The organism is Mycobacterium sp. THU-M104, from assembly GCF_049197365.1.
Taxonomy (GTDB): Bacteria; Actinomycetota; Actinomycetes; order Mycobacteriales; family Mycobacteriaceae; genus Mycobacterium.
Genome location: NZ_JBMIOP010000161.1, coordinates 1 through 1698, shown reverse-complemented (window position 1 = coordinate 1698; position 1698 = coordinate 1). Strand labels below are relative to the sequence as shown.

Below are 1698 nucleotides of genomic sequence, written 5' to 3'. Positions count from 1 at the left end.
GTGAAGACCGGAGTGATCCGGGCGATGGGAAGCGCTGGGAGCTCGGTGGTCACCGCGGGTGTCGTGTTTGCCATCACAATGCTGGCACTTCTATCCAGTGATGTTCTCAATGTCGGCCAGGCAGGCTCGACTATTTGCATCGGACTGCTGTTCGATATGTTGATCGTCCGGATATTCCTGGTCATGCCACTGGCTCGCCTTCTCGGCCGGTGGTTCTGGTGGCCCGAAAAGATTCCCCTTCGCCCCCGCGCTGGCATGACCCCGGCCGCCAAATAGCCGGCTTGAGCGAAGCCACCAGCAGGAGAGGAGGCAGGGTGTTCAACACGTACAGATGCAGAACCATCTGCCCAGCTCAGGAATCAGATGCTTTCCGCGAATGGCGCAAGAGCCAGCGGTCGGGCGGGTGAGACGACGATATAGCGGCGCCCAACTTCACGCGGCAGGTGTGAGGCAACGCATTGTTGTTCCGCTGCAACGTAAAGCGGCTCTTCACAATCGGGGGTGTAGTTGGGGTCTGAATCTGCCGGTTTCCAGTAGGGATCTGGCGATGTAGTTGGTGAGGTTGCGAAGGCCGAGGGCTGAGCCGCGGGGGTGTTCGAGGCGGCCGTTGATCGCTTCGGTCGGCCCGTTGGAAGTGCCGGGTCGGTCGAAGTAGGCCAGGACGTCGGCAGCACGCTTCTTCAGCGTCCGGCCGAGGGTGATGATTTCCTGCAGGGGCTTGGGGACGCCGGCGCTCAGCGGGATCGGTGCGGCCATCGTGGTGCGGCCGGTCTTGCAATCGGGGTGTCGGTAAGCGGCCACCGTGCGCTGATAGATGGTCCAGGTGGCCTCGACCTCGGCGTGGCGTCGATGGCGAACAAGGTGGCCAGCCAGGTCTTCTGATTGTCGATGAGCAGATCGGCGCCGTTCTGCAGGGTGCGCCGGCAGGCGTAAAGCGGGTCGGTCTTGCGGCCGCGGTGCCCGCAGGTGGCCAGTCCGCGCCGGGACGCAGCCGCGGCCGCAGACGCGGGCTTGAGCCGGTGGCGACGGGGGTAGGCGGCCCGCCGTGACGTCATCGAGACTCATCGTCGTCGGCAGCGGTCCGGCCGGCGTGAGCGCAGGCGAACGCCTTCCGACGGCCACTTGCACCCGACCATCTCGCTTGATAGAACAGATGCGTTCTCTGCGAATGGTTTTCATTGTCAACTGGTCGGGGCAGATGGTCTTCTCAGGATGTGATTGGCGCAACGCGAACCGCATCCCGCACAGGGACCTGTCTGTTCCAACGGGAAAGGAGCGAGTTCCATGCCTTTTGTCACGACGCAACCGGAGATGCTGGATGCGGTTGCGGGGCAGCTGGCCGGGGCCGGTTCGGCGATGTCGGCTCAAAACAAAGCGGCCACGGCCCCGACGACCGAAGTGATCCCCGCTGCCGCGGACCCGGTGTCGGCGCTGACCGCGGCCCAGTTCGCCGTCTACGGCCAGCTGTATCAATCGATCGGCTCGCAGGCCGAACAGATTCTGTCGATGTTGGTCACAGCCTTGCGAACCAGCGCCGGCTCCTATGCGTTGACCGAAGCCGCCAACGCTTTGGTCGCCGGTTAGTTCGGGCCGGTGATGACTGGCGTGGCGGGGCTGGATTTCGGGGTGTTACCCCCGGAGGTCAACTCCGGACTGATGTATGCCGGCCCGGGTCCGCAGCCGCTGACGGCCGCCGCG

General features: G+C 64.4%; 3 protein-coding genes and 1 pseudogene. 3 read left to right on the top strand and 1 reads right to left on the bottom strand.

The annotated features are described in order from the left end of the window. Nucleotides 1-276, top strand: a 276-nt coding sequence (locus tag ACOJVU_RS13465; protein WP_421530225.1) for an MMPL family transporter, incomplete at its 5' end; no start/stop codon positions are given. 213 nt (nucleotides 277-489) lie between these two features. Here the strand turns inward: ACOJVU_RS13465 and ACOJVU_RS13460 are convergent. After that, nucleotides 490-971, bottom strand: a pseudogene (locus tag ACOJVU_RS13460) (ISL3 family transposase); the annotation flags it as partial. Nucleotides 972-1284: 313 nt separating this feature from the next. On the opposite strand from ACOJVU_RS13460, the gene ACOJVU_RS13455 reads away from it, so the two are divergent. Both ACOJVU_RS13455 and ACOJVU_RS13450 read left to right on the top strand, forming a co-directional pair. Then, a complete protein-coding gene (locus ACOJVU_RS13455; protein ID WP_421530224.1) occupies nucleotides 1285-1584 on the top strand; it encodes a PE family protein in 300 nt (99 codons plus the stop codon). A 30-nt stretch (nucleotides 1585-1614) separates the two neighbouring features. Beyond that, a partial coding sequence (locus tag ACOJVU_RS13450; protein WP_421530226.1) for a PPE domain-containing protein occupies nucleotides 1615-1698 on the top strand: 84 nt, incomplete at its 3' end.